Annotated in this window: 25 protein-coding genes; 11 read left to right on the top strand and 14 right to left on the bottom strand. The window is 64.6% G+C overall.

Features of this window, described 5'->3' with window-relative positions:
* The 8 genes from hfq to dusB form a co-directional block, all read right to left on the bottom strand.
* A complete protein-coding gene (hfq, locus tag AC04PH_RS08880) occupies positions 1-234 on the bottom strand; it encodes an RNA chaperone Hfq (protein WP_056031573.1) in 234 nt (77 codons plus the stop codon).
* A 122-nt stretch (positions 235-356) separates the two neighbouring features.
* Positions 357-1,886 (bottom strand): TrkH family potassium uptake protein, encoded by a 1,530-nt coding sequence (locus AC04PH_RS08875; protein ID WP_483065385.1) that lies wholly within the window; start codon positions 1,884-1,886, stop codon positions 357-359.
* On the bottom strand, positions 1,886-3,262 hold the full coding sequence (trkA, locus tag AC04PH_RS08870; RefSeq protein WP_483065384.1) for a Trk system potassium transporter TrkA: 1,377 nt from the start codon (positions 3,260-3,262) through the stop codon (positions 1,886-1,888). The genes AC04PH_RS08875 and trkA overlap by 1 nt, the downstream gene beginning before the upstream one ends.
* Before the next feature lie 57 nt (positions 3,263-3,319).
* On the bottom strand, positions 3,320-4,720 hold the full coding sequence (gene ntrX, locus AC04PH_RS08865) for a nitrogen assimilation response regulator NtrX (protein WP_483065383.1): 1,401 nt from the start codon (positions 4,718-4,720) through the stop codon (positions 3,320-3,322).
* A 19-nt stretch (positions 4,721-4,739) separates the two neighbouring features.
* Positions 4,740-6,974 carry a sensor histidine kinase NtrY-like gene (locus tag AC04PH_RS08860; RefSeq protein WP_483065382.1) on the bottom strand — a complete coding sequence of 745 codons (2,235 nt, stop codon included), beginning with the start codon at positions 6,972-6,974 and terminating at the stop codon, positions 4,740-4,742.
* Between the two features lie 145 nt (positions 6,975-7,119).
* Entirely contained in the window at positions 7,120-8,496 is a 1,377-nt protein-coding gene (locus AC04PH_RS08855; RefSeq protein WP_483065381.1) for a response regulator, read from the bottom strand.
* A gap of 3 nt (positions 8,497-8,499) precedes the next feature.
* Positions 8,500-9,576 carry a two-component system sensor histidine kinase NtrB gene (locus AC04PH_RS08850; RefSeq protein WP_483065380.1) on the bottom strand — a complete coding sequence of 359 codons (1,077 nt, stop codon included), beginning with the start codon at positions 9,574-9,576 and terminating at the stop codon, positions 8,500-8,502.
* A complete protein-coding gene (gene dusB, locus AC04PH_RS08845; RefSeq protein ID WP_483065379.1) occupies positions 9,573-10,562 on the bottom strand; it encodes a tRNA dihydrouridine synthase DusB in 990 nt (329 codons plus the stop codon). Before dusB ends, AC04PH_RS08850 begins: the two co-directional genes overlap by 4 nt.
* 195 nt (positions 10,563-10,757) lie before the next feature.
* Here dusB and AC04PH_RS08840 point away from each other — a divergent pair, with 195 nt between their 5' ends.
* The 4 genes from AC04PH_RS08840 to AC04PH_RS08825 all read left to right on the top strand — a co-directional run bounded on the left by AC04PH_RS08840 (position 10,758) and on the right by AC04PH_RS08825 (position 14,189).
* The gene (locus tag AC04PH_RS08840) at positions 10,758-11,888 is read left to right on the top strand and encodes a bifunctional 2-C-methyl-D-erythritol 4-phosphate cytidylyltransferase/2-C-methyl-D-erythritol 2,4-cyclodiphosphate synthase (protein WP_483065378.1); all 1,131 of its coding nucleotides are present in this window, start codon (positions 10,758-10,760) and stop codon (positions 11,886-11,888) included.
* The gene (locus AC04PH_RS08835) at positions 11,885-12,382 is read left to right on the top strand and encodes a phosphatidylglycerophosphatase A family protein (RefSeq protein WP_483065377.1); all 498 of its coding nucleotides are present in this window, start codon (positions 11,885-11,887) and stop codon (positions 12,380-12,382) included. The genes AC04PH_RS08840 and AC04PH_RS08835 overlap by 4 nt, the downstream gene beginning before the upstream one ends.
* The gene (locus AC04PH_RS08830; RefSeq protein ID WP_483065376.1) at positions 12,379-12,864 is read left to right on the top strand and encodes a CinA family protein; all 486 of its coding nucleotides are present in this window, start codon (positions 12,379-12,381) and stop codon (positions 12,862-12,864) included. Before AC04PH_RS08835 ends, AC04PH_RS08830 begins: the two co-directional genes overlap by 4 nt.
* Positions 12,865-13,013: 149 nt before the next feature.
* The gene (locus AC04PH_RS08825) at positions 13,014-14,189 is read left to right on the top strand and encodes an ammonium transporter (RefSeq protein WP_483065375.1); all 1,176 of its coding nucleotides are present in this window, start codon (positions 13,014-13,016) and stop codon (positions 14,187-14,189) included.
* A 50-nt stretch (positions 14,190-14,239) separates the two neighbouring features.
* Here the strand turns inward: AC04PH_RS08825 and AC04PH_RS08820 are convergent, their stop codons facing one another.
* Positions 14,240-15,496, bottom strand: a complete 1,257-nt coding sequence (locus tag AC04PH_RS08820) for an MmgE/PrpD family protein (RefSeq protein WP_483065374.1) — start codon at positions 15,494-15,496, stop codon at positions 14,240-14,242.
* On the bottom strand, positions 15,489-15,932 hold the full coding sequence (locus tag AC04PH_RS08815; RefSeq protein WP_483065373.1) for a type II toxin-antitoxin system RatA family toxin: 444 nt from the start codon (positions 15,930-15,932) through the stop codon (positions 15,489-15,491). Before AC04PH_RS08815 ends, AC04PH_RS08820 begins: the two co-directional genes overlap by 8 nt.
* 85 nt (positions 15,933-16,017) lie before the next feature.
* Here AC04PH_RS08815 and hpt point away from each other — a divergent pair, with 85 nt between their 5' ends.
* The gene (gene hpt, locus AC04PH_RS08810; RefSeq protein ID WP_483065372.1) at positions 16,018-16,560 is read left to right on the top strand and encodes a hypoxanthine phosphoribosyltransferase; all 543 of its coding nucleotides are present in this window, start codon (positions 16,018-16,020) and stop codon (positions 16,558-16,560) included.
* A 3-nt stretch (positions 16,561-16,563) separates the two neighbouring features.
* Here hpt and AC04PH_RS08805 read toward each other — a convergent pair whose 3' ends face one another.
* Complete coding sequence (locus AC04PH_RS08805) at positions 16,564-17,976, bottom strand: tetratricopeptide repeat protein (protein WP_483065371.1); 1,413 nt, start codon at positions 17,974-17,976, stop codon at positions 16,564-16,566.
* Positions 17,977-18,061: 85 nt separating this feature from the next.
* Here AC04PH_RS08805 and AC04PH_RS08800 point away from each other — a divergent pair, with 85 nt between their 5' ends.
* The 4 genes from AC04PH_RS08800 to AC04PH_RS08785 all read left to right on the top strand — a co-directional run bounded on the left by AC04PH_RS08800 (position 18,062) and on the right by AC04PH_RS08785 (position 20,830).
* Positions 18,062-18,244: a hypothetical protein gene (locus AC04PH_RS08800; protein WP_483065370.1), complete on the top strand. Its 183-nt coding sequence runs from the start codon at positions 18,062-18,064 to the stop codon at positions 18,242-18,244.
* Positions 18,245-18,353: 109 nt separating this feature from the next.
* Positions 18,354-18,827 (top strand): c-type cytochrome, encoded by a 474-nt coding sequence (locus AC04PH_RS08795; RefSeq protein WP_483065369.1) that lies wholly within the window; start codon positions 18,354-18,356, stop codon positions 18,825-18,827.
* Positions 18,827-19,708: a c-type cytochrome gene (locus tag AC04PH_RS08790; protein WP_483065368.1), complete on the top strand. Its 882-nt coding sequence runs from the start codon at positions 18,827-18,829 to the stop codon at positions 19,706-19,708. Before AC04PH_RS08795 ends, AC04PH_RS08790 begins: the two co-directional genes overlap by 1 nt.
* Positions 19,709-19,771: 63 nt before the next feature.
* Positions 19,772-20,830 (top strand): FAD-dependent oxidoreductase, encoded by a 1,059-nt coding sequence (locus tag AC04PH_RS08785; protein ID WP_483065367.1) that lies wholly within the window; start codon positions 19,772-19,774, stop codon positions 20,828-20,830.
* 5 nt (positions 20,831-20,835) lie between these two features.
* Here AC04PH_RS08785 and lipA read toward each other — a convergent pair whose 3' ends face one another.
* Positions 20,836-21,795: a lipoyl synthase gene (gene lipA, locus AC04PH_RS08780; protein ID WP_483065366.1), complete on the bottom strand. Its 960-nt coding sequence runs from the start codon at positions 21,793-21,795 to the stop codon at positions 20,836-20,838.
* Between the two features lie 111 nt (positions 21,796-21,906).
* Positions 21,907-22,992, bottom strand: coding sequence for a DUF6456 domain-containing protein (locus AC04PH_RS08775; protein WP_483065365.1), 1,086 nt, complete (start codon positions 22,990-22,992; stop codon positions 21,907-21,909).
* A gap of 255 nt (positions 22,993-23,247) precedes the next feature.
* Here AC04PH_RS08775 and AC04PH_RS08770 point away from each other — a divergent pair, with 255 nt between their 5' ends.
* The gene (locus tag AC04PH_RS08770) at positions 23,248-23,550 is read left to right on the top strand and encodes a DUF6477 family protein (RefSeq protein WP_483065364.1); all 303 of its coding nucleotides are present in this window, start codon (positions 23,248-23,250) and stop codon (positions 23,548-23,550) included.
* A gap of 19 nt (positions 23,551-23,569) precedes the next feature.
* Here AC04PH_RS08770 and AC04PH_RS08765 read toward each other — a convergent pair whose 3' ends face one another.
* Complete coding sequence (locus AC04PH_RS08765) at positions 23,570-25,120, bottom strand: trimethylamine methyltransferase family protein (protein ID WP_483065363.1); 1,551 nt, start codon at positions 25,118-25,120, stop codon at positions 23,570-23,572.
* A gap of 139 nt (positions 25,121-25,259) precedes the next feature.
* Here AC04PH_RS08765 and guaA point away from each other — a divergent pair, with 139 nt between their 5' ends.
* Positions 25,260-26,819 carry a glutamine-hydrolyzing GMP synthase gene (gene guaA, locus AC04PH_RS08760; protein WP_483065362.1) on the top strand — a complete coding sequence of 520 codons (1,560 nt, stop codon included), beginning with the start codon at positions 25,260-25,262 and terminating at the stop codon, positions 26,817-26,819.
* Positions 26,820-26,824: the final 5 nt, after the last annotated feature.

Raw genomic sequence — 26,824 nt, 5'->3', positions numbered from 1 at the left:
CTACTCTTCACCTTCATAAAGGCTGATCGGCTGCGCGGGCATGATGGTCGAGATCGCGCTTTTATAGACCAGCTGGGATTGTCCGTCGCGGCGCAGCAACACGCAGAAGCTGTCGAACCACGTGATGACACCCTGCAGTTTCACACCGTTCACGAGGAAAATCGTGACCGGCACCTTCACCTTGCGGACATGGTTCAGGAATGCGTCTTGCAGGTTTGCTTTGTCGGAGGCCATGGGCAACGTCCTTCTTTTTCTTGTTTTTGGGGCCGTGTCGCGACCGATCCGGCGATCCGCACCAGTATGTGCCGCGATTCGCAGAGATTCCAGCCCCAAAAACCGCCCCGCTGCCGCTTGCGTCAATTCCGCCATATCTCGGGATTGAAGAGCGCGATGATCGCCAGCGTCTCCAGCCGCCCGAGCACCATCGCCATGGCCAGGATGAACTTTGCCAGATCGGGGATGCCGGAATAGGCGATGGGCTGTTCGGCGGCGACATCGGCCAGCGGCCCGGTAGTGGACAGCGCCGACACCGCCAGCACCATCGAGGTTTCGAACTGCACGCCTGTCAGCGACAACAGCAGCATTACACCCGCGATGGAAATCGCGAAAAGCATGAAGAATATCCACGAGATATAGGCCCCTTTGCGCCGGATCTGGCGCGCCTCGCGCCCGCCGCCGCCGATGGAGGACGGATGCACCAGGCGTTCCAGCTCGCGCTCTCCATGGCGGGCCAGCGCATAGACCCGCAGCAGTTTGACACCGCCCGCGGTCGTGGCGACCCCGCCGCCGATCAGCGCGACGCCGACAAGGATGACGCTCGCCGCGTCGAGGCCGGACCAGTCCACCGTTGTTTGCCAATATGCGGATTCGAACCCGGTCGTCGTCAAAAAGGATGTCACCGTAAAGATGGCCCCCCACAGCGCCGCAAGCTGATCCGGCAACGTATCCTCGGCGCCCGTTTCGATGCCCCAGACGAAGTGGCGTAGGAACAGCAGCATCACTGCGCCTGAAATCAGCGCCAGTGCCGTCAGGAACTCCGGATCGCGGCGCAGGCGGTTCGTGTCTTCGGCGATCATCCCCTGACTGAACGTGAGGCGTGACAGCGCGAACAGGAAGAAGCCGACGACCAGCAGCTCCCCCCAGAAGCCCGATGCCGCGTAGTAGTAACCCCCGATGGGTGTAATCCCGGATGTCGACAGCACCGCCATCGCATGGCACAGCGCCACATAGGGTGCCTCGCCCAGCAGCGTGAGGCCCAGCCACAACACGAAGGTCAGCGCAAGATAGATCGGCAGCAGATGCGCCGCATAGCGCGCCAGCCGCTCGGACGGGTCGGGAATACGCGATATCTGGTTGTTCTGGCTGCCGTCGTCCGTGCCTGCACCGGCCCCCGCCAGCGCGCGCACCTCGAACCCGCCAAGGTTCATCGGCGCAAAGATCGAAATCGCCGTGACCCAGACGAGAAAACCGCCCAGCCAGCCGACCAGCGACCGCCACAGATGCTGCGACGGGGTCAGCCGTCCCGCATTTTCATAGACGGTCGCGCCCGTGGTGGTGAAACTGGAGACCATTTCGAACCAGGCGTTCAGCATCGTGGTATTGCCCACCGCGATGTAGAACGGAATCGCAAACAGCAGCGGCAGCACGGTGAAAGCCGCCAGAAGGGCCACAAGCTGGCTGCGCGCCACGCTGCGCGGCGCATAGCCGGATGTCGCCAGCGCCAGCAGCAGGGTCAGCGTGCCGCCCAGAATCGCGCAATAGAAGAACACGCGCATGGTGTTGAAATCGCTCATCATCCAGCCGTGGAACGCCGGGACGATCATCGCCACAGCGGCCAATCCCATCAGGATCACGAAGAACGGCAGGGCCTGAATGCGCGCGCCCATCAGAAAAAGTCGATCGACACCTGCAACAGGCGCTCGACCTCGGGCACGTCCTCGGACAGGGCGAAGATCGTGATCACGTCGCCTTCGTCGATGCGGGTGTCGCCGGTCGGTTTCACGATCCTGTCGCCCTTCATCACCGCACCGATCAGCACGCCTTCGGGGAAGGACACGTCCTTGATCTTCTGGCCAGAGATCGGCGAGGTACCCAGCACCTGCGCCTCGATCACCTCGGCCTCGGCATCGCCGATGGAATAGACGTTGCGCACGCGACCATGCCGGATATGGCGCAGGATCGACGACACCGTGGTCGCGCGCGGGTTGATGTAGGCGTCGATATCCAGCGGCCCCATCAGCGGGATCAGGGTGGGGTCGTTGATCAGCGCGATGGCCATCGGGCAGCCCAGTTCCTTGGCCCGGACGGATGCCAGCAGGTTGGTCTTATCGTCGTCGGTCACCGCCAGCACGGCATCGGCGGCCGTGATCTGCGCCTCTTCCAGCAATTTGGTGTTCAGCCCGTCGCCGTGCAGCACTATGGTCCGGTCCAGCGCGTCGGCGGACTGTTCGGCAATCGTCCGATTCTTTTCGATGATCTTGACGCGCACGCGCTGGGTCTGCGCCTCGAGCGCGCGGGCCACGCCAAGGCCCACATTGCCGCCGCCGATGATGACGATGCGTTCCTGTTTGGCCTGCTGCTTGCCGAAGATTTCCAGCGTACGGCCCATGTCCTGCGTGTCGCTGAAAACATAGACCTCGTCACCCGGAAAGAGCTGATCGCCCGGGGTCGGCACGAACAGCGAATTGTCGCGCCGCACGCCCACGACGATGGCGCGGAGTGTCGAAAACAGGTCGGTCAGCTGTCGCAACGGCGTGTTGATGACCGGGCAATCCTCGCCGATGGCGATGCCCAGCAGTTGCGCGCGCCCGTCCATGAAACTTTCGGTGTCGAATGTCGCGGGGGCGGCAAGCCGCTGCAAGGCGGCCTCGGCCACTTCCTTTTCCGGGCTGATTACTACGTCGATCGGCAGATGGTCGCGGCGGTAAAGGTCGGAATAGATTGCGTCGAGGTAGCTTTGCGCGCGCAGACGGGCGATCTTGCGGCGGATATCGAAGACAGAATGCGCGACCTGACAGGTGACCATGTTCACCTCGTCGGAATGCGTGGCGGCGATGATCATGTCGGCATCCCGCGCGCCGGCGCGGTCCAGCACGTCGGGGTAGCTGGCAAACCCCGCGATGCCCTGCACGTCAAGCGTATCGGTCGCGCGGCGCACGAGTTCGGGGTCGTTGTCCACGACGGTCACGTCGTTGCGTTCGCCCGACAGGTGCTTGGCGATCTGCCAGCCCACCTGCCCCGCGCCGCAGATAATCACTTTCATGGCACGCCTCTCTGCTTACCGCTCACCGGGGATGCCAGAGCCGCCTTGCGCCGTCAATCACGCCTCGCCCTCGACGTAAGCCACGCGGCCGCCGGCTTTGTTCGTGGTGGCGACGCCCAGTGATTTCAGCTTGCGGTGCAGGGCCGAGCGTTCCATGCCCACGAACGACGCGGTACGGCTGATGTTGCCGCCGAAGCGGTTGATCTGGGTCAGCAGGTATTCGCGTTCGAAAAGCTCTCGCGCCTCGCGCAGCGGCAGCGTGGCCAGTCCGCCCGACAGCACGATCCGGCCTTCCTCGGCCGGGGATTCGTCGGCCGACGGCAGTTCCTTGGCGGTGATGTCGCTGGTGCCCTCGCCCAGGATCAGCACCCGCTCCACCACGTTCTTGAGCTGGCGGACGTTGCCGGGCCAGAGCATGGTCTGCAGCAGGGCGCGGGCATCCTCGGCCAGCGCGCGCAGCGGCAGGCCCTGCACCTTGTTGAACATGCCGATGAAATGCTCGGCCAGCAGCGGAATATCCTCGCGCCGTTCCTCAAGGCTTGGCACCGCAATCGGCACGACGTTGAGCCGGTGGAACAGTTCCTGCCGGAAACGTCCGGTCTCGATCTCGGTCGCCAGATCGCGGTTGGTCGAGGATACGACCCGCAGATCGACCTGCACCTGATCGGCACCGCCCACGCGCTGGAATTTCTGATCGACCAGCACACGCAGGATTTTCGCCTGTGTGCCAAGCGGCATTTCAGCCACCTCGTCAAAGTAGATCACGCCGCCGTTGGCCTGTTCAAGCAATCCCTTTTCGACGCCCTTGCCGTCGCTTTCGCGCCCGAACAACACCTCTTCCATCCGGTCGGGTTCGATCGACGCAGAGTTGACGGTGACGAAAGGTGCCTGCGCCCGGTTGGAATTGGCATGGATGTAGCGTGCGGCGATTTCCTTGCCCGACCCGGCAGGGCCGGTCAGCATGACGCGGCCATTGGATTTCGTGACCTTATCCAACTGCGATTTCAGCGCGCGGAACACCGCGCTGTCGCCCAGCATGTCGGCGCTCGCGGTCTCGCCACGCTTGAGTTCGACATTCTCGCGGCGCAGGCGCGAGGTTTCCATCGCGCGGCGGATCACCACCAGCAACTGGTCGATGTTGAACGGCTTTTCGATGAAGTCGTAGGCCCCCTGCTTGATCGCCGCGACCGCGATCTCGATGTTGCCGTGGCCGGAAATGATCACCACAGGGATGCCCGGATGGTCGCGCTTCACCGCTTTCAGGATGTCGATGCCATCCATATTGCTGTCTTTCAGCCAGATATCGAGGATCATCAGCGCCGGCGGCTCTTTCTCGATCTCGGCCATGCAGGCATCCGACGTGCCCGCCAGCCGCGTGGAGTAGCCCTCGTCCTTGAGAATGTCCGAGATCAGTTCGCGAATGTCGCGTTCGTCGTCGGTGATCAGAATATCGCCCATATCAGTCCCCCTTCCGGTCTCATGCCGGTATCTTGTTGGCCTGTTCGTGTGTTGCGGCCAGGGCCGCAGGCAGAACAGGCAGTGTGATGACGGCGCAGGCCCCCGCATGGGTTGCGCCATCGAAAATGTCCGCATCGGTCAGCGTCAGTGTGCCGCCGTGCTCCTCGATGATCTTCTTCACGATGGGCAGGCCCAGGCCGGTGCCCTTGTCGCGGGTCGTCACATAGGGTTCGAACAGCCGCGCGCGGTCTTCCGGCAGGCCGATCCCGTTGTCCATGATCGTGATGGTCACCTGATCGCCGTCCTGATCCATCCCGACCCTGATTTCGGGCACCAGATCTGGGACGTCGCCTTTTTCCGACTTACTTTCAATCGCTTCCCCTGCGTTCTTGATCAGGTTCGTCAGGGCTTGCGAGATCATGGTGGCGTCGACATCCGCCAGAACCGCGTGATCCGGCAGATCGGTCTTAATGGTATCCTCGGGCTGTCCGACCTCTTGCAGCGTTACCGCGTCGCGCAGCAGCATCACAAGATCGGTCTCTTTCAACTCCGGCTCCGGCATCCGGGCGAATTTGGAGAACTCGTCGACGATGCGACGCAGATCGTTCGTCTGGCGCACGATCACGTCAGTCATCTGGTCAAGCTTTTCCGCATCACCGCCCACCTGATCGCGGAACTTGCGCTTGATGCGTTCCGCGGACAGCTGGATCGGGGTCAGCGGGTTCTTGATTTCATGCGCGATCCGGCGGGCCACATCGCCCCAGGCGGCAGTGCGCTGGGCGCTGACCAGATCGGTGACATCGTCAAAGGCCACGACGTAGCCTTCCAGCGCGCCTTCGGCATTGCGGCGCGGCGACATGCGCACCAGCAGGCTTTCCTGCTTGCCGTCGCGCACGAGGTTGACCTGTTCCTGCACAACCTCGCGCCCCTCCGAGCGCATGCGCTGGAACAGCGGGTCGAACTCCGGCACAGCGACGGCTAGTGCCATGGCTGTCTGGTTCTGGTCGACCGACAGCAACCGTTCGGCGGACCGGTTCACGAAGGTCACGCGCCCTTCGGCGTCCAGCCCGACCACGCCGGATGTGACCGAGGACAGCACCGAATCGAACAGTCGCCGCCGCCGTTCCGTCGTGCGGTTGGTGGCGATCAGCTCGTCGCGCTGACCTTTCAGCTGCGTCGTCATCTGGTTGAAATAATGGCCAAGCTGCGCGATTTCGTCGTCACCGTCATCTTCGATCACACGCACGTCCAGATCGCCGGACCCGACCCGTTGCGACGCCGACACCAGCCGTCCGACCGGGCGCGACAGGCGTTCGGCGAACCACAGGCCCAACCAGATCGCGGCGAGGATCAGGATGACGGCAAAGCCCAGATAGAGCAGCCCGAACTGGAACAGCGTGCGCCCCCGCTCGCTTTCCAACTGGTCATAAAGCGCATAGGTTTCCTTGGTCTCGTCCAGCAAAGACAGGACCGTGCCGTCGACCTCTCGACTGACATAAAGATAGTGGTCGAGAAACGCATCGAGCGGAATCAGCGCGCGGAATTCGTCGTTCGCGGCATCCTCGATCACCACGATCCCGTATTCGCGCGCCTCGTCGAATTGCGCGGGCTCCGGCGGTTCATAACCGAATTCATAGGATCGCGCGCCGCGCGCGATGATCTCGCCTGCGCTGTCGATCACGAAGGCCTCTGTCAGGCCGCGTTCCACCTGATTCTGCACCGCCCCCAGCGCCTCGCGGATCTCGCCCGGGTCCATGAAAAACGTGCGCAGCCGCTCGGTGTTCAGATAGGCCGCCAGCGCCCGCCCGTCGCGCGCCAGCTCCTGCCGGTGTTCTTCCTCATAGGCCTGAGCGGTGGACAGCGATGTGCTGACCACGTTGCGCACCCGTTCGGAAAACCAGCTTTCAAGGCCAAGGTTGATCGACAGCATGGCGAAGATCGCGACCAGCACCGTCGGGATCAGCGCCAGCAGGGTGAACACGCCCGTGAGCCGCAGGTGCAGCCGCGACCCGGCCGATTTCGCCCGCCGCGCCGCGATCATCCGCGCGACACGATTGGCGACCATCGCCGCCACCGCAAGAATATAGATCAGGTCGGTCAGCAGAATAAGCCGCAACCCGTTCGAGGTGGAAGACTGATCGAGCGGGCCGAGCGCAAGATAGGTGACGACGGCCAGCACCGGGCCAAGCGTGACCAGACCCAGCGTCAGCGCGTTCTGCACATGCCGCTGACGCCGCCAGCGACTGAACCGCATAAAGTTGATGCCCAATAGGGACCGCTGCACGCGCATCGCCCTGCTTTGTGGTGGGACCCGCGCCCCACGATACCGCCGTTTTATGTGGTCCTTCCGGGGATGCACCTGCGGGGTGCGACACCGGGGCCACGCTTATGTTGCGGTTTTACATCAATTTGCGACGCCGTGTCACGCGGATATCGAGGTCGGTGATCTTCTTGCGCAGGGTATTGCGGTTAATGCCCAGCAAATCCGCGCACTTGGCCTGGTTTCCTGATGTCGCATCCAGCGCGATTTCGATCAGAGGGGCCTCGATCTCGCGCAGAATCCGGTTGTAGAGACCCGGCGGCGGCAACATGCCGCCGTGCAGATCGAAATACCGGCGCAGGTGTTTGGCCACCGATCCGGACAGCTTTTCTGCGTCGTTGCCCGCGGTCAGCGCCTCGGCGGCGGGCTGATTGCCCAGCACCGTTTCCACCTCGGCGCGGCTCACCTCCGGCTCGGTACCGGTGATGATCAGCCGCCGCACGGTGTTTTCGAGCTGGCGGACGTTGCCGGGCCAACTGTAGCTGCGCATCAGGTCGGCGGCGGCGTCCGACAGGCGGCGCACCGCCCCGTCGTCGCGCCCAGCACGCAACAGAAAATGATCGGCCAGCAGCGGGATGTCATCGACCCGCGCGCGCAGCGGCGGCACGTCCAGCGTCACACCGCCTAGCCGGTAGAACAGATCCTCGCGAAACGCGCCGCTTTCCATCAGTGCGGTGAGGTCGCCGCGGGCGGTGGCCATGATCCGGGGTGCGGTATCGCCCAGCGTGTCCAGCATCCGTACCACACGGCCCTGTGTGACATCATCCAGATCGCTGACCTCGTCGAAGATCAGCGATCCGCCCTTCGCGCGGGACAGCACGGTGCCCGGCCCGTCATGGCCCAGCAGGTCACCCGGTGCCGCGACGACGAAAGGCAGGCTGCGCCGGTCGGAAAAATCGTGGATCGCCCGCGCGATCAGAGATTTGCCTGTCCCGCTTTCGCCGGTGATCAACACGGGAAGCGGGGTGTTCATCACACGCGCCACCAGCCGGTAGAGCCCCTGCATCGCAGGCGTCCGCCCGACCAGCGGCAGATCGGCCTGCTCCTGCGCGGGTGGTGTTACGGCGGACCGTGCGACAGCACCACTGCGCCGTTTCACGTCGAGCGCGCGGGCCGCGCGTTTCATCAGGTCCGGCAAGTCGAAGGGTTTGGGCAGGTAGTCATAGGCCTCGGCCTCCGTCGCCTGGATCGCGGTCATGATCGTGTTCTGCGCGGAAATCACGATCACCGGCAGACCGGGGCGCGCGGCGGATATCCGGGGCAGCTGGTCCAGCCCGTTTCCGTCGGGCATCATCACGTCCGAGATCACAAGATCGCCCTTGCCTTCCTCGACCCAGCGCATCAGCGTCACCAGTGACGAGGTCGCATGCACCTTGCAGCCCGCCCGCGTCAGCGCCTGCGTCAGAACCGTGCGGATCGTGCGGTCGTCATCCGCGACCAGAACCGTGCCATCCATAGGTCAGTCTCCTGTTTCGTCTTGGGTCTGCGGGGCGAGCGGCAGCGACAGGCGAAACACGCAGCGCCCCGGCACCGAATCCACCGATATCCAGGCCCCCATGTCGTGAATCAACTTGGACACAAGCGCCAGGCCCAGCCCTGTGCCGTTGTCGCGCCCCGAAATGAAAGGTTCGAAAACATCTGCCGCGATCTCCGGCGGCAGGCCGGGACCGTCGTCGATGATTTCGATCTGCAGCGGCAGACGGGCCTGGCTGCCGTCCGCGCGCGCAACCCGCAGCGACGGGTCGTAGAAGGTGCGCAGGCGCAGGCTGCCGCCGTCGCCCCCCGCCTCTGCCGCGTTCTTGATCAGGTTCAGCACCACCTGCAAAAGCTGGTCGCCATCGGCAAGTGCGTGGGGCAGCGACGGGTCGTAATCCTCGATCATCAGCATATGCGCGGCAAAGCCCACCGCCGCCGACTGCCGCGCGCGGTCCAACACATCGTGGATGTTGATGGCGCGCAGATCGGGCGGGCGCAGGTTGCCGAATTGCTCGACCTGTTCCAGCAGCTTCACGATGCGCCGGCTTTCCTCGACGATCAGGTCGGTCATCTCCTGATCCTCCGCCGACAGGTTCATCGACAGCAGCTGTGCCGCCCCGGTGATCCCCGCCAGCGGGTTCTTGATTTCATGGGCCAGCATCTCGGCCATGCCGATGGCGGATTTGGCCGCCTTGCCGGAGTTCTGGTTCTGCACCATGCGGCTTGCGATCTCGCGCGGGGAAATCATCATCAGCATGACATCCTGCGCACCCTGCAGCGGCGCGATCTGGATGTTGCACTGCATCGGTGCACGCATCCCCGACCCCACATCCACATCGTTGACGAACAGCGAGGTCCGGTTGCGGCGTGCCCGCGCGAACGCCTGTTCCAGCGGCGCGTCTATCATCACCTTGTCCCAGACGCTCGCCCCGACCATCGCCTTGCCCGACAGGTTCAGAAACGCTTCCGCCGACGGGTTGGTGTCGATGATGCAATCCGCCGCATCCAGCATCAGCGCGGGCACGGGCAGCGACGGCCAGAGGGCGGTATCAGCGATCATGCCGCCGCCTGCCCGTGGTCGCTCAGCGCATCCTGCAATAGGGCAAGCACGACCGTCGGATCAGTGGCCGTCAGGACCTCGCGGCGCAGCGCGGTGGGCGTTCGCGCATCGTCCATATACCAGCCCAGATGCTTGCGCGCGACGCGGTGGCCCAGCGTGTGCCCGTAAAAGGACAGCATCGCCTCGTAGTGACCGGCAACCAGGACGACCAGCGCCTGTCCTTCGGGTGCCTGCGGCCCCTGACCACCCTGCAAAGCCGCGGCCACCTGCGCCAGCCGCCACGGCCGCCCTTGGGCGCCGCGCCCGATCATCACGCCGTCCGCGCCTGACAGGGCCAGGGCCTGCCCGGCGGTCGCGGCATCCACGATATCGCCATTTGCGATTACCGGGATGTCGACAACATCGCGGATCGCGGCGATGGCGGCCCAATCTGCTCTGCCCTTGTAGAACTGGCATCGGGTGCGGCCGTGGATCGTGACCATCCGCACGCCTGCCTCCTGCGCCCGCCGCGCCACATCGGCGGCATTCAGGCAGTCGTGGTCCCAGCCCAGCCGGGTCTTCAGCGTCACCGGAACATCGACCGCCGCGACCACCGCCTCGATCAGCGAGAGCGCATGATCGGGGTCGCGCAGCAGGGCGGAGCCGGAGTAGCCATTCGTCACCTTCTTGGCGGGGCAGCCCATGTTGATGTCGATCACGGCGGCACCGTTGTCCGCCACCATGCGCGCCGCCTCACCCATCCAGTAGGCATCGCGCCCGGCGATCTGCACGGCGGTGCGGCTCTGGTCGTACCCAAGCTCCGCACGTTCGCGCACGCCCGGCTTGGCCTGCACCATCTCCTGGCTCGCGACCATCTCGCTCACCACCCAGGAGGCCCCGAAGGACGCGACAAGCTGCCGGAACGGCAGGTCAGTGATGCCCGCCAGCGGGGCCAGCGCCACGGCCGGGCCATCTTTACAGGCATCGAAGGGCAGCGGTTTGGACAAGTCAGTCACTTTCAGCGGTTTACGATGCCCCTGCGCTTACAGGAATTCCGACCGTGCCTCAAAGGAGAACCGGCGTGATTTTAGGCATGATTTCGTATTTGATGAAAAATTAGGCAGTGGGGCTGGCCGAAATCCGAATTGCACCGGCGCGGCACGGCGCTTAGACCGATACGGGAACTCAGATCAGGCTTTTCGATGCGTATCGCCACAATCATCGTCGCCGCCGGGCGCGGCACCCGCGCAGGCGGTGCCGTGCCCAAACAATGGCAACCGCTGGGCCACGCGCGCGTGATCGACCACAGCATCGCCGCGTTTCAGGTGCTCGGCCCGGTCGTCGTCGTCCTGCACCCCGACGATCTGCATCGCGCCGACAGTCTGCCACCGGGTGACCTGCGGGTCGTCGCAGGCGGTGCGACCCGCGATGCATCCGTGCGGGCGGGGCTTGCGGCCTTGGCGGCCGATGCACCCGACCGCGTGCTGATCCACGACGCCGCCCGCCCGCTGGTCAGTCCCGAGGTGATCGCGCGGGTGCTGGCCGCGCTGGACACGCACCGGGCCGCAGCACCGGCATTACCCGTGACCGACGCCCTCTGGACCGGAGCCGACGATCTCGTCACCGGCACGCAGGACCGCGAGGGCCTTTATCGCGCGCAGACGCCGCAGGGGTTCGACTATGCCACGATCGCGTCGGCCCACGCCGCCCACGACGGCCCTGCTGCCGATGATGTCGCCGTGGCCCGCGACGCCGGGATCACGGTTGCGATCGTGGACGGTGACGCCGATAACCTGAAGATCACCGGGCCGGACGATCTGGCCCGCGCCGCACGCATCATGGGACGGAACAAGATGGATATCAGGCTTGGCAACGGCTTCGACGTGCACCGCTTCGGTCCCGGAGATCACGTCTGGCTTTGCGGCGTGCGCATCCCGCACGGGCGCGGGCTGCAGGGCCATTCGGATGCCGATGTGGGGATGCACGCGGTGACCGACGCGATCTACGGCGCGCTTGGTCAAGGCGACATCGGCCAGCACTTCCCGCCCTCCGATCCGCAGTGGAAAGGGGCCGCCAGCCATATCTTTCTGGCCCACGCCTGCGCGCTGGCCCGCGACGCCGGTTTCACCATCAGTAATATCGACTGCACGTTGATCTGCGAGCACCCGAAGATCGGCCCACATGCCTCTGATATGAAATCGAAAATGGGCGAATTGATGGGACTGGACCCGGACCGGGTCAGCGTAAAGGCAACGACGTCCGAACAACTCGGCTTTACCGGGCGCGGCGAAGGAATCGCGGCGCTGGCGACTGTGACTCTGGTGAAGCCATGACGCATCTGATCGCCACATTCTTCTATGTCGGCCATCTGCGCCCCGCGCCCGGCACATGGGGGTCGCTGGCCGCCCTGCCCGTGGCCTACGTCATCGCATTGCTCGGCGGGGTCTGGTTTTTGCTGGCCGCGACAGTGCTGGTCTTTGCGCTGGGGTATTGGGCGACGGTGGAGGAAACTCGTGGCAAGGCGAACCACGACCCGTCCGAAATCGTGATCGACGAGGTCGCGGGACAATGGGTGGCGGTGTTGCCGGTCGTCTATGGCGCGGCCATGGTGAACGCGAGCCTGCTCAGCCTCTGGCCCGGCTGGATCGCGGCGTTCGTCCTGTTCCGCCTGTTCGACATTACCAAACCCTGGCTGGTCGGCTGGGCCGACCGGCGCGACGACGCGCTGGGTGTGATGCTGGACGACGTCATCGCGGGTGTTTTCGCCGCCATCGGTGTCGTGGTTCTGGCCTTCATCGCCCATGGCGCGATGCGAGCGTTGTTGTGAGCCTCGCGGCTGATCTGATCGCCGCCTGCAGCGCGCGCGGTGTGATGATCGCCACCGCCGAAAGCTGCACCGGCGGGCTGATCGCCGCTGCACTGACGGACGTGCCGGGCAGTTCCGCCGTGGTTGATCGTGGCTTCGTGACATATTCCAACGCGGCAAAGGCGCAGATGTTGGGCGTTGATCCGGCACTGATCGAAAGCCACGGCGCGGTGTCCGAAAAGGTCGCACACGCCATGGCTGCGGGCGCGCTGGGCGGGTCCGATGCGCAAATCGCCATCGCCGTCACGGGCATCGCCGGCCCCGGCGGCACGGCGGCCAAGCCCGAGGGCATGGTATGTTTCGGGCTGGCGACAGCGCAAGGCGTCCGGACCGAAACCGAGCAATTCGGCGCGCTGGGCCGCGATCAGGTCAGGCAAGCCACGGTCGCCCACGCACTGCAACTCATGCTGCAAACGGTGGACTCACTTTCGCCCGAAAATTAGGCGTAACCCCTTCCATCCGCCCAGTTTAGCGGCAAGGCAGGTATCGCCCGCGTTTTCATCGCCCGCGTCGGCGCTTGCCACTTTTCTGTGCGCGCAATTTGCTGTCCCTGCCCCGCAACGCAACCAAACGACAAAGATCGGAGAGACCCATGAACGGAGCGGATACCGCATGGATCATCGTGGCGACGGCACTCGTGCTGTTCATGACATTGCCAGGGCTGGCGCTGTTCTACGGCGGGCTGGTGCGCGCGCGCAACGTGCTGAGCGTGTTCATGCACTGCTACGCCATCGCCTGCCTGATGAGCGTGCTCTGGTTCGCCTTCGGCTATTCCATCGCCTTCGGCGAGGCGAACAGTTATTGGGGCGGGCTGGACAAGATGTTCCTCAACGGCGTGACCGTCGACAGCCTGTCAGGCACCCTGCCCGAGGTGCTGTTTTTCGCCTTCCAGATGACCTTCGCGATCATCACGCCCGCGCTGATCGTCGGCGCCTATGTGGAGCGGATCGGTTTCGGTTTCGTGCTGCTGTTCTCCAGCCTCTGGATGCTGCTGTGCTACGCGCCTGTCGTGCATTGGGTCTGGGGCGGCGGGTTGCTGGCGGACGGCACGCTTTTCGCAGAGCCCGTGATGGATTTCGCGGGCGGCATCGTGGTGCATGAAACCGCGGGTCTGGCGGCTTTGATTCTGGCCGTGTTCCTTGGCGCGCGCCGCGAAAAGACCAAGCCGCCGCACAATCCCGGCATGGTGATGATCGGAGCGGCGATGCTCTGGGTCGGCTGGTTCGGCTTCAACGGTGGTTCGCAACTGGCCGCAGACGGCGGAGCCGCGATGGCGCTGACCGTCACGCATCTGTCGGCGGCCGCCGCGTCGCTGACCTGGGCGCTGTGGGAGAAGATCAAGTTCGGGCGCGCGTCGCTCGTCGGCATGGTGACGGGCACGATTGCAGGGCTGGCCTCCATCACACCCGCCTCCGGTTTCGTGGGGCCGGTGCAGGCGCTGATCATCGGGGCCGTCGCGGGCATCCTGTGTCAGGAAGCGGTGAACCTGATCCGCAACAAGGCAAAGGTCGACGATACGCTCGACGTCTTCGCCGTGCACGGTGTCGGCGGCATCTTCGGCACCGTGATGATCGCGGCCTTCGGGCTGGGATCATGGGCGGCGCAGCTTGGGTCGCTGGTCGTCGTCGGTGTCTATACGACCGTCGTGACCGTGGTGCTGATCTACATCTGCAAGGCCGTCACGAGCCTGCGCGTGGATCACGAGACAGAAGTGAACGGCCTCGACCTTGCGGTACATGGTGAGCGCGCCTACGACATGACGAGCTAGGGTTACTTGACCGTGAATTTGAAGGCGGGTCGCGGTGCGGCCCGCCTTTTTTATGCGCTGAATTGGTCTGTGAACGCTCCGACATCCCGCCGCCGCATCGCTGTCCAGAGGTTGCCGGAGGTTTCGTGACCGACAAGACTGTCGACCTTGCGGCGCAGTTTCTCGGCGATCGCTTGCGGGTCGACCGGGGCGGCCAGATCATGCGCCGCTTCCTGCACACCGCCCGCTGTCGTCACACGGACGCGTGCCTGCGTTTCGCTCAGCGTGTCGTCGGCCACGACGAACACCCGTTCGCGCAAATCGACCAATCGCGCATCGCGCGCCGTCGCATCGCTGAACGATGCAATCGCGCCGGTATCGACACCCGCCACCGCCATGGCCGCCGTGTGACGAAAGGAAAACTTGCAGCTCAGCCCGGTATCGGGTGCAGGCTGGTTGCAGACGCTCATCCAGCGCGGGTGGGTCGCCACGTCGATCCGGGTCATGTCGCCCGACAGGTCCAGCGTCGCCAGCGCCTCCAGCATTGCGTGCAAGCCGTGGCAGCAGGCGTGGAACTTGTGGCTGATCGTGGCGATCCGCCAGTCCTGCCCCATGCCGTCAAAGGCATCCATATCCGCCGCACCGTGATGCGTAGCGGCAAACGCCGTCATGGCGACGGGCGCGGAGATCATGCCCGCCTGCGCCCAGATTGCGGCCTCCACCCCCGTGCGTGCGGCCAGGCCTGCGTTCAGCGGCTTGCCCATGGTGCCGAACTGCACCTTCAGCCCCGACGCCATCGTCGTGCAGAGGCCGAGCGCCTGCACCAGTTGCACCTCTGACAGCCCCAGCAGCCGCCCGGCGGCCAGCGTCGCGCCGAAAGCTCCCGCCGTCGCAGTTTGATGGAACCCGATCTGGTAGTGATCGCGCCCCAGCCACACGCCGGTACGGATCGACGCCTCGATCCCGATCAGGGCGGCGTCGCGCAGCGCACGCCAGTCGTGGCCGGCCGCCAGCGCAAAGACCGCTGGCAAAACCGCCACCGAAGGATGCCCGATATGGGCGAAATGGGTGTCGTCATAATCCAGCGCGTGCGACAGCGTGCCGTTGATCAGGGCGGCCTGAGCGGGCGTGGCGGTGCCGCCGCCGAACAACGGAACCTCACCGCCCTGCCCCTGTGCGGCGACCCAATCGCGGAATTCACCGTGCCGTGCGCCCGCAATCCCGCAGGCCGCCCAGTCGAAGATACAGAGATCGGTGATGACCCGCGCCGCATCGTCGGTGACGGGCGTGAGGGCGAAGCCCGCAAGCGATCGCGCCGGATCAACCATAAAGGTCCGCCGCGCGCTTTTCGAAGCTGCGCACCACACGCGTCATCGCCTCGTTGAAGAACAACCCTGCCGCACCTTGCAACAACCGGTTCTTGAATTCGAAATCGACGGCGAAGGACACTTCGCTCCCGTCTTCGACATCGCGAAATTTCCACGTGCTTTCCAGATGTTTGAACGGACCGTCGATATAGGCGGTGTCGATCTGTTTCCTTTCGGGCCAGAGCGTCACCTTGCTGCCGAACTTTTCGCGGAACACTTTGAAGGAAATGACCAGATCGGCCAGCATCACCGTATGATCGCCCCGGTCGTCGGTGCTGCGGATCCGCGCGGCGGCGGTCCAGGGCAGGAATTCGGGGTAGGATGCCACATCGGCCACGAGGGCATACATCTGATCGGCCGTATACGGCAAGCGTTTCGTTTCGGAATGGGCAGGCATCGCAGGCTTTCGGGTGGTGACTTCCTGACATCATGTCGTAGGTTGGCGGCGAATTTGCAACCCACATGAACCGTCCGGGGACCACATGCCGCATAAACCCTATGTCATCGACCAGATGATCAGCGCCAAATCCATCGCCGCCAAGATCGAGGATCTGGCGACCCGGATCGAGGTGGATTTCAAAGGCACCGACAAGCTGATCGTCGTGGGTCTCCTGCGCGGGTCCTTCGTGTTCATCGCCGATCTGGTGCGCGAGCTGGACCTGCCGGTCGAGGTCGATTTCCTCGAAGCCTCCAGCTATGGCGACGCGATGGAAAGCAGCCGCGAGGTGCGGATTTTCAAGGATTTGCGCGGCACCATCGAAAACCGCGACGTGCTGATCGTGGAGGATATCATCGACACCGGCCACACGCTGGCGCATGTCGCCGAATTCCTGCAATCCAAACACCCGGCAAAACTGCGCTCCATCGCCCTGCTGGACAAACCGGCGCGGCGCGAGGTCGATTACAAGCCCGACTACACCGGCTTTGAAATCCCCGACGAATTCGTCGTGGGTTACGGGATCGACTTCGCGCAGCGCAACCGCAACCTGCCCTACATCGGCAAGGTGCGGTTTACCGAGGACTGACCCCTAGAGCGACGCCGACAATTCCTCGGCCGCGGTCTTGTCGGCAACTGTCAATGCATCGTCCAGCCTGTCGCAGACCACTGTGGCGGTGTTGTAGAAATCCGGGTCACCGTCGATATCCAGTTCCGCCCGCGCGAGGATGCAATAGGCATAGGCGGTCACGTCGTCCTGATGCGGGTTGGCATAGGCTGGGTCGCCGTGCACCGTCACAAGATCGGCCAGCGCGCGGTGATTGCCGCCGGACCAGGCCGCAAGAAGGTTGGTGCGCGCGGCGACGATATCTTGATCGGTGCCCGCGCCATAAAGCTGGGCGTAGCCTACGTTGTAAGGCGCATCGTAGGTGTCCCCCTCGGCCAGCCCTTGCGCGTAAAGCCGGAACGCCTTTTCCTTGTCGACCGGCTCTCCCCTGCCGAAAAACGCCAGATCACCCTGCCGCAGAATGCCGCGCGGATCGCCCAGCTCGTGGGCGCGCATGAAATACCCGCGCGCGCGGTCATAGTCCGTGACACCGGTGTCACCGTATTCATAGATATCGCCCAGCACCATCAGCGACAGGGTGTCGTCCAGCGACGCGCCCGCCAGTGCGATCTCTTCGCCCCGTTCCGGGTCGGCCGGGCCGCCAAAGCCCAGGACAAGCGACCGCGCGAGGAAGCCATGCGCCTTCACGTGTCCCAGTTCGACCGCGCGGGCGAAATAGGCGTCCGCCGCGACATCGTCCATCTCTGCCCCTTCGCCGTAGGTCAGCATGTAGCCCGCGGCATAGTTCGCATCGCGGTCGTCGCCTGCAGCCGCGCGCCGGTAAAGCGCCAGCGCCTTGGCGTCGTCGGTCGGTTCACCGATCCCGAGGTAGGCCGCTTCCGCCGCCTGAAACAGGATCGACGGGCTTTCGGGGTGCGCCGCAAGCCCCTCGGCGATCAGCGCCTGCGCGGCTTCCGGGTCTTTCACGGCATCGTCGCCGAACAGGCGGAGCTTGATCAATTCGGCATAGGCCGGCGCATAGCCCGCATCGACGGCCATGTCGAAGGCTGCGATCGCGGCTTCTACATCCTTCGGCTGACTGGGGTGATCTTCCAGATAGGCAAGCCCGCGGTTGAACATCGCCCGGTCCAGCCCCTGTGCGATCGCCGCGTCGTAATAGGCGAGACCGGCCTCCAGATCGTAGCCAGCGTAATCCTGCTCGGTCAGGGCCACACCCATCAGGTTCTGTGCCACGGGGTTGCCCGCCACGGCCAGCGGTTCCGCAAGAGCGACCACCGTGTCGAAGTCACCGTCCCAGAATGCCTCCCGCGCGTCCTGCGCCGCGGCATAGGCGGCCACGAAAGGACCGTCGACGGGGGTGTCGCGGGCCTCCGCCAACCCGGCGTGCGGCAGCGAAAGCGCGACGCAAAACGCCGCCGTGGCCATCAAATTGCGCATGAAAAACTCCTCGAACATTAGAATCCAGTTGAATAGCGGCAGGCTAGTCGCCAGTTTCCATCCTGTCGAGGACAGGTATTCCACCATGCATTTCCACTGGCTCATCCGCGCAAAACGCTGGGCGCAGCACCCGCCCTCCGCCAAGAAAGTCTATCTGGTGCTTGGCATCGTCGCGGTGTGCCTGGTACTCGCGGGGGCCGAATACCTGTTCGGTCCGTTTTTCGACGATGACATCCTGCGGATGAACCGGCGCGGACCGGGGTTCTGACGCCACTGCGCGCGCTTAAAATGTTACAACAATTGTGATCTCGCAGTGGCGCGATCCGCGTTAGGCTGGCTGCACAAGGCCAAACCAACACAACGCGGAGAGCCATATCATGACACGCACAGGTTTCCTGACACCCGCCATCCTTATCGCCGCCATCGGCACCGCCGTCGTGGCGGGCAGCCACGCCGATCCGGCGGTCGAGGGCGCAATGAAGGCGCGACAGTCCCACATGCAGCTTTATTCCTTCAACCTCGGCGTGATCGGCCCGATGGCCGAAGGCAAGACAGAGTATGACGCCGCCGCCGCCAAGGCCGCCGCCAACAACCTCGCCGCTGTCGCCAATCTCGACCAGAGCGGCTACTGGCTCGACGGCACCGACAGCAGCGTCGAGGGCAGCCGCGCCAAGCCCGAAGTCTTCAGCGATGCCGCGGGCTTTCAGGAAAAGACCGATGCGCTCGCCATGGCCGCGACCGATCTGGCCGCTGTCGCGGGTGACGGTCTGGACGCGATGAAGGCCGCACTCGGCCCCGTGGGCGGCGCCTGCGGCGACTGTCACCGCGCCTACCGCGAACGGGCCAACTGATGTGGCGGCTGCTGCGCTGGGCCGTCGTTCTTGGCGTGCTCGGTGCGGTTGCCGTGCTCTTCCTGACCCGCCCGCAGCCCCTTGCCGACACGGCGCTCGACGGGCTGACCGGCGATCCGGTCACGGGTGAAATCACCTTTGCCGCCGCCGGCTGCGCCTCCTGCCACATGGCACCCGAAGGTGACGCACAGGTGTTGGCGGGCGGCAAGCGTTTTGCCTCGCCCTTCGGCACTTTCATCGCGCCCAATATCTCTGCCGATCCGGACCACGGCGTCGGTGCGTGGTCCGATCTGGAACTGGCCAGCGCGATCACACGCGGCGTGGGTCGCGACGGCGCGCATCTGTTCCCGGCCTTCCCCTATGCCGCCTACAACAAGGCGCAGATGCAGGACGTGGCCGACATCATCGCCCACCTGCGCACCCTGCCCGCCGATCCGACCCCCAGCCAGCTGCACGAGGTGAGCTTTCCCTTCAACATCCGCGCCGGTGTCGGCGTCTGGAAGGCGCTCTACCTGACCGAAGACTGGGCACTGACAGAGGCCGCCACGCCGCAGATCGAACGCGGCCGCTATCTGGCAGAGGCGCTCGGGCATTGTGGCGAATGCCATACCCCGCGCGACGCACTGGGCGGGCTGGACCGCGTTAACTGGCTGGCCGGGGCCGCACATCCCGCGGGTGAAGGGCGCATCCCCAACATCACCCCCGGCGGGCTGGACTGGGCCGAGGAAAACATCGCCAGCTACCTGTCCTCCGGCTTCACGCCCGAATACGACAGCGCGGGCGGCGAGATGGCAGAGGTGATCCTGAACACCGCGCAACTGTCCGACGACGACCGCGCGGCGATCGCCGCCTACCTCAAGGCCGTGCCGGCGGTGCAATAGGCGCGGCGCCTCCCCGATTGTCAAACTGAACCGAACGGTTTAGATTTTCGGTGGGAGGACATCATGCCACGCAACATCCTGATCGTGGGCGCAGGCCCGACCGGGCTGACCGCCGCAGTGGAACTTGCGCGGCAAGGGACCGTGCCGACGATTATCGACAAGCGCGACGGCCCTTCAACCCTCAGCCGCGCCGTCGGCATCCTGACCCGCTCGATGGAGATCCTGGCTCCGTCCGGCGCGGCGGACGCGATCAGGGCGGAGGCGATCCTGTTCGACGGCATCGCGTTTCATCGCGGCACGAGGCGGATCGCCGAATTTCCGCTGAATTTCGACGCCGAAACCAGGCTTTATGGTCTGCCGCAGGACCGCACCGAACATCACCTGACAGAGGCCTTCGCGCGTTACGGCGGCAAAATCCACTATGGCGCGCCGCTCGAAGACCTGTCGCAGGATGTAAGCGGCGTCACAGCCGTCATCGGCGGCACATCGCAGCGGTTCGACTTGGTCCTGGGCGCGGACGGGGTGCACAGCACCGTGCGCGCGCAACTTGGCCTCGCGTTTCCCGGCATCGACCTGCCCGGCGTTTGGTCCATCGCGGATGTGGAAAGCACCGATTGGCCCGACCCGACGCTGTTCCACGGCTTTCTACTGCCGGATGGCGAAGTCGTCGTCGTGGTTCCGCTGGCCCCCGGCCGGTTCCGCGTGATCGGTAGCGGGGCCGATGCGCTGGCGATGCTGCCGGTGCCGATGCCGGTGAAGGTCCAGCGCCGCAGCGGCACATTTCAGATTTCGGTCAGGCAAGTCACGGACTACAGCGTCGGGCGCGTCTATCTGGCCGGTGACGCGGCGCATTGCCATTCACCGGCGGGCGGGCGCGGCATGAACCTTGGTATCGCCGACGCCGACGCCTTTTCGCAGGGCTTGGTGAAAGATGATCTGTCCGGCTATGCCGCCGCGCGCCACGCCGCCGGGCGGCATGTGATTGCATTCTCGGAACGGGGTCGCAGAATGATGCAGGCCAGCAATCCGGTGGTGCGTGCAACAATCCCTGTCGTCATGCGCACGGTCGCCGCGATCCCGCCCCTGCGCCGTGCCGCGATGCGCTATTTCGTCAGCGGTTAATCGGTTCAGCCATTGCCCAGCTTTTTCAGCCGCGCCGCACGCAGGCGCGCGAAATCGTCCCCCGCGTGGTAGGACGACCGCGTGAGCGGCGAGGCGGAGACCATCAGGAACCCCTTGCCATAGGCTGCCTTCTCGTAGGAGGCGAACTCCTCGGGCGTCACGAACCGATCGACCGCGTGGTGCTTGGGCGTCGGTTGCAGGTATTGTCCGATGGTCAAAAAGTCGATGTCGGCAGCGCGCATGTCCTCCATCACCTGGATGACGGCCTGACGATCCTCGCCAAGACCCACCATGATGCCCGACTTGGTGAACATCGCCGGATCAAGTTCCTTCACGCGTTGCAACAGGCGCAGCGAATGAAAATATCGCGCACCGGGCCGCACCTCTGGATACAAGCCGGGCACGGTTTCAAGGTTGTGGTTGAATACGTCTGGCTTTGCATCAACAACGACCTGCAACACACTGTCATCGCAGCGAATAAAGTCCGGCGTCAAAATCTCGATCGTGGTGCCGGGCGACTGGCGACGCACGGCGCGGATCGTCTGCGCGAAATGTTCCGCCCCGCCGTCCTCCACATCGTCGCGGTCGACCGAGGTGATCACGACATGGTTCAGCCCGAGTTTCTTCACCGCATCGGCCACGCGCCCCGGTTCGAACACGTCGAGCGCCTCGGGCGGCTTGCCGGTCGCGATGTTGCAGAATGTGCAGGCACGGGTGCAGACCTCGCCCATGATCATCATCGTCGCATGGCCCTGTGACCAGCATTCGCCCACGTTGGGGCAGCCCGCTTCCTCGCAGACCGTGACCAGATTGTGTTCGCGCATGATGTCGCGGGTCTGCTTGTAGCCTTCGGATGTCGGGGCCTTCACCCTGATCCAGTCCGGCTTGCGCGGCTGCGTGGTATCCGGGCGACGCTGCTTTTCAGGATGACGCTGGGCGGGGATTTTCAGATCGCGCGTGGCCATGGGCTGCCTTTGACACTTGGGATACCCGTGAAATAGCCCGCGTCCTGCGATAAGTCCACCGCCCGCGCTTGCCCGCATGGCGGCCCTGCGCACAGGGCAACACCTGTGCCCTTAGCCGATCATCGGTCCGAAATCGCCCTGCCTGCCGTAATATGCCTCCAGCCGCTGCAGCGCGATGCGCAGCACGATCTTGCCGGACCGCGCCGACCAGCCCATGTCCCGCTCCGTGGCCTCGAGCCCGTTGAGCAGGCAGCAGCAGCGCAGCGCGATATCGCCCAGCCCCGGACCAAGGTCCGCCACCGCGTCCAGGACACGCTGTCGCGCGGCCCCTGCAGCCTCCATCATGCCATCAGCCTGTGCCTGCAGCCGCATGATGCTGTCCCAGGACCGCGCCGCCGCGCGCGGCAGGCGGGACAGTTCGAAATCCTCGCGCAGGCGCTCTCCGGCCGCGACCAACGGTTTGTCGAGAAACGCCGTGCCGTCCGATGTCTTGCGCCGCGACAGCGCCAGTACCGGGCTTTCGCTGGCATAGTAGCGCAGGCGCACGCCTTCGGGTGCGGCCTCGACCGGCCAGCCGATGTCGGCGGACGCGCCATGTTGTTCGGCCAGCCCCTGCGCCCGGTTTTCGTCCTGCGCGGTCAGCCGCCGCAGCGCAGTGCGCCCGGCATTTGTGATGAAATACCGCGTGATCCGCCCGTTGGGGGCAGGACAGGCGATCCAGTTCTTCAGCGCCATCGCCTGCGCCAGATCGCGCCCGACCACGGCGGTGCGCAGCGACGCGCCGTCATCGCTCTCGCGCACCACGACCGCGGTTTCCATCTCGCGGGCGACGGCCAGAACCGCGCCCGGTTCGCACAACCGCTGCAGCACGCGCCGCGCCTCTGCATCGATGGTCTCCTGCGTCAGATCCGCAGTGCCGCGCGCTGTCTGCTGTGCCGTCATGTTCTCGCGATCCTTTGTCTCTTCCTGATCCAGCCGCTGCGCCAGAGCGCGCAGACCATCGTCGATCAGCGGGTCGTCGCGCCGCGTCTCGAAGCGCCGCACCTGACGCATGACCGTTGACGGGTGCACCGCCCTGGCCCGCGCAAGCGCACGGATCGACTCGCCGTTTTTCGTATGTGCCAGATAATGTCTGACGGCATCCGGCACCCAGTCGGGGCACTGCCCCCCGCCCGTGCCCTGGAACAAATCCAACATCGCCCTTCCCCTTTTAATCAAGGGCGTAACGCCCTTCCCAACAGACCGGCGCTACAGCGCCCTCCCGGCAATACAACCTAAGCGTGTATTGTTACCTAATCGTTAACGATTGGCCTGCTGCGGGCATGATTGTTTCGAAATGGTAAATTTTCGTAAGGCGACCGTGCGCTGAAACAGCAATAACGCAACGCCCTGCGCGGCGGGCTTATGGTCCGGTCACTGCCTGAATGTTCCAAAAATGAAAGATCGGCCACCATGCAAGATATTCTCACCCAAGTCCGCATGCTCAAGCGCCCCAAGCTGCTGGTAAAGGCGGCACGCTTCGGACTTGACGACTATGACCGCACAGCACACCTGCGCCGGGTCCTGCGCAGTGACCGCGTCATGGGGCCCGGACAGGCACTCGTGCGTTTGCTGGAATGCGAACGCGAAATCGACGCCGCCCGCCGCAGCCATATGGGAGATTACTCGCCCGCCCGTCACGTGGACGCGCTGACCGCGATCATGGGCGAAAGCCGCCTGCTGCAGGCGGCAGGCAGCGGGCGCGACACGGGCTGACCCTGTCGCGCTGCGCGGATCACATGAAGGAATCGGGTTCCGCGGCCTTCTTGTCGGCGACGAAAGCCCGCAGTCTGGCCTCGATATCGGGATCGAGTGCCGGCTGCTGATAGGTATCGAGCATCTTCTTGACACGCAGCGTCGCCAGCGCCTGCGTGTCGCGTGCGCCTTCTTCGTCCCAGGTCTCGAACGGTTTGTAGTCGAGCAGGTCCGACCGCCAGAACGCGGTCTTGAAGTTGGCCTGCGTATGCGCGCAGCCCAGGTAATGCCCGCCGGGGCCGACCTCGGCGATGGCGTCCATCGCCTGCATTTCTTCCGACAGGTCGACACCCTTGGCGAAATGGTGCAGCGTGCCAAGCTGATCGGCGTCCATCACGAATTTCTCGAAGCTGGCGACAAGCCCGCCTTCCAGCCAGCCGCAGGAATGCAGCATGAAGTTCACGCCCGCCAGCAGACCCATGTTGAGGCTGTGCGCCGTCTCGTAGGCGGCCTGCGCGTCCGGGAGTTTCGATCCGCAGAACGACCCGGCAGAGCGGTATGGCAGGTTCAGCCGCCGCGCGAGTTGCCCCACGCCATATGTGATGTGCGCAGCCTCCGGCGTACCGAAGGTCGGCGCACCGGAGTTCATGTCGATCGAGGTCACGAAAGCGCCCATGATCACCGGCGCACCCGGGCGCACGATCTGGGAATAGGCCACGCCCGCGAGCGTTTCGGCCAGCACCTGCGTCAGCGTCCCCGCCACGGAAACAGGGGCCATCGCACCGCCCACGATGAACGGGCTGATGATGCTGGCCTGGTTGTTTTCGGCGAACACCTCCAGCGCGCCCATCATGATGCTGTCGAACGTCAGGGGGGAGTTGATGTTGATCAGCGAGGTCATGACCGTGTTGTCGCGCACGAAATCCTCGCCGAAGAGGATCTTGCACATATCCACGCTGTCCTGCGCCCGGCTGGGTTCCGTCACCGACCCCATGAACGGCTTGTCGGAATAGATCATATGCGCCAGCAGCATATCGAGGTGCCGCTTGTTGACCGGAATGTCCGTCGGCTCGCAGACCGTGCCGCCGGAGTGGTGCAGCCACTTGGACATATAGCCCAGCTTCACGAATTTCTCGAAATCGGCCATCGTGGCATAGCGCCGCCCGCCTTCGGCATCGCGCACGAAAGGCGGGCCGTAAACCGGGGCCAGCACCAGGTTCTTTCCGCCGATCTCGACCGACCGTTCGGGGTTGCGGGCGTGCTGGGTGAACGTGGCGGGGGCCGTGCTGCACAGCTTGCGGGCAAGCCCGCGCGGGATGCGCACACGCTCTCCGTCAACCTCTGCCCCGGCGGCCTTCCAGCGTTCAAGTGCTGCCGGGTTGTCGACGAAGTTCACGCCGATCTCGGCCAGCACCGTTTCGGCATTCGCCTCGATCACCTGCAACGCGGCCTCGTCCAGCACTTCGTAGTTCGGAATGTTGCGCTGGATATACTTCGCCGTCTCGACGCTCACCGCCGTGCGTTCGGCCCGCCGTGCGGCACCGCCGCCCCCGCGTGTTCTGCGGCCTGCTGGTGCTGGAGCATCTGACATGACGATTCCCTTCGCTTGCGTTGTCTGCTGCCTGATAACTTTCCACCGGCCGCGCGTGTGCGGAATTTGCGCCCTTTGCGACGCAAAAGCGACATTGCACGGCCTTGCACGGGCGCATCTGTGCGCGTAACGAAGCGCTATGGAACACGACACCCACGAACGCCTGCTGATTATCGACTTCGGCTCTCAGGTCACGCAGCTGATCGCGCGCCGTCTGCGCGAACTGAACGTCTATTGCGAAATACATCCCTATCAGAACGTCACCGATGCGTTTCTGGACGATTTCGCGCCAAAGGCTGTCATCCTGTCGGGCGGCCCCGACAGCGTGACGCGTGACGGCAGCCCCCGCGCGCCGCAAAAGGTGTTCGATCTGGGCGTGCCGGTGCTTGGCATCTGCTATGGCCAGCAGACGATGATGACGCAGCTGGGCGGCAAGGTCGTGCGCGAAGACGGCGAGGCAGAGTTCGGCCGCGCCTATGTCACCCCGCGAGGCAAGCTGGCGCTTCTCGACGGCTGGTTCCTGACCGACCGCGAGCAGGTCTGGATGAGCCATGGCGATCATGTGTCTGAAATCGCACCGGGTTTTGCCGTTTACGGCACGTCGCCGCACGCCCCCTTCGCCATCACGGCGGATGTCGCGCGCAATTTCTACGCCGTGCAGTTCCACCCCGAGGTGCACCACACACCCAACGGTGCGAAACTCTACGAAAACTTCGTGCGCATCGCCGGGTTTTCCGGCGACTGGACCATGGGTGCCTATCGCGAACAGGCCATCGCCGCGATCCGCGCGCAGGTCGGCGACAAAAAGGTCATCTGCGGCCTGTCGGGCGGGGTCGATTCCTCGGTCGCGGCGGCGTTGATCCACGAGGCGATCGGCGATCAGCTGACCTGCGTGTTCGTCGATCATGGCCTGCTGCGGCTGGGCGAGGCCGAAGAGGTCGTCACCATGTTCCGCGACAACATGAACCTGCAGGTGATCCACGCCGACGAACGCGACTTGTTTTTGGGAGAGCTGGAAGGCCAATCCGACCCGGAGACCAAGCGCAAGATCATCGGGCGGCTGTTCATCGACGTCTTCCAGAAATACGCCAACGGTATCGAGGGGGCGGAGTTTCTGGCCCAGGGCACGCTTTACCCCGATGTCATTGAATCGGTGTCCTTTTCCGGCGGTCCGTCGGTCACGATCAAAAGCCACCACAACGTCGGTGGCCTGCCCGAGAAGATGGGCCTGAAACTGGTCGAACCCTTGCGCGAACTCTTCAAGGACGAGGTGCGCGAACTGGGCCGCGAGCTGGGCCTGCCTCAGTCCTTCATCGGGCGGCACCCGTTCCCCGGCCCCGGTCTGGCGATCCGTTGCCCCGGAGAGATCACCCGCGAAAAGCTGGAGATCCTGCGCAAGGCCGACGCCGTCTATATCGACCAGATTCGCAAGCACGGCCTCTACGACGACATCTGGCAGGCCTTCGTGGCGATCCTGCCGGTGCGCACGGTCGGCGTGATGGGCGACGGGCGGACCTATGATTTCGCCTGCGCCCTACGCGCCGTCACCTCGGTCGACGGCATGACGGCGGATTACTACCCATTCAGCCACGAATTCCTGGGCGAGACCGCGACCCGCATCATCAACGAGGTGGCGGGTATCAACAGGGTTACCTACGACATCACCAGCAAGCCGCCAGGCACGATTGAATGGGAATAACAACG

The sequence above is a fragment of the Yoonia sp. KMU-150 genome (assembly GCF_056858355.1).
This window is presented reverse-complemented; position numbering and strand designations above follow the sequence as displayed.